At 43.4% G+C, this 1,069-nt stretch carries 1 protein-coding gene; it reads left to right on the top strand.

Annotation, left to right across the window (positions count from 1 at the left end; all coding sequences use genetic code 11):
• Positions 1–98 precede the first annotated feature (98 nt).
• Positions 99–1,069, top strand: a 971-nt coding sequence (locus RQP50_RS29225; RefSeq protein ID WP_315747497.1) for an IS1182 family transposase, incomplete at its 3' end; no start/stop codon positions are given.

The raw sequence follows: 1,069 nt of genomic DNA, 5'->3' as shown, positions 1-1,069 counted from the left end.
TTGGGACGCCCCCTTGTTTTCAAATATGTAAAACAAAAAGAAACCGTTCTTTAGTAAAATGGAAGTACCACCCACCATTTACGAAAGGAACGGTTTCTTTGTACATTCAATATAGCATGGATCAACTTTATCTGCCAATGGATTTGGAAGAAGACATTCCCCAAAATCACCTCGTTCGTATCATCAATCATGCGGTGAATCGCATAGACGATCAAATATTTGCAGCAGCTTATCCCGGTGGAGGCCGAAATAGTTACCACCCGAAAATGCTCACTAAAATTATCATCTACGCCTACACGCAACGTATTTATTCTTCTCGCCAAATTGCTAAAGCCGTGAGAGAGAACATTCCTTTTATGTGGCTTGCAGCCAGACAGCGTCCGGATTTCCGTACCATTAATCGTTTTCGCTCCGAGCGAATGAGAGGCGTGCTTGAAAAGATCTTCACGTCTATCCTTGGTTTCCTTATTGAGGAGAAGTACATTAAGTTGGAGCATTATTTTGTAGACGGTACAAAAATCGAAGCGAATGCGAATAAGTACACCTTCGTATGGGGAAAATCTGTGGCGAAGCACAAAGCTAATTTGCAAGAGAAAGTAAAAGTATTGTTTACGAGCATTGAAGAAGCAGAGCGGCAGGAAGAGCAAGAACTACAAGATCGAGATTTACTAGAGCTGGGCGAATTGAGTGAAGTCACGAGCGTGAAGTTGGAACAAGCGGTAGAGAAACTGGAACAAAAGCTGCAGGAACAACCTAAAGATAAACCACTAAAAAAGGCAGTTCGGTTGTTGCGTAAAGATTTTTTGCCGCGATTAAAAAGCTACGAACATCACCAGAAAGTGCTTGGAGAACGGAATAGCTACAGCAAAACCGACCCGGACGCTACCTTTATGCGAATGAAAGAAGATCATATGAAGAATGGCCAGCTCAAGCCCGGCTATAATGTACAGATCGGCACAGAGGATCAATTCATTGTCGGATACAGTTTGCATCAGCGGCCTACCGACACACGTTGCATGAAGCCCCATTTACAGAAAGTGAAGAGCGCTTTAGGAAAGCTCCCAGGAAC

This window comes from Paenibacillus suaedae, assembly GCF_032337355.1.
GTDB classification, from domain to species: Bacteria; Bacillota; Bacilli; order Paenibacillales; family Paenibacillaceae; genus Paenibacillus_B; species Paenibacillus_B suaedae.
The sequence above is the reverse complement of the archived record's forward strand: the minus strand, read 5'-3'. Positions and strand labels throughout refer to the sequence as shown.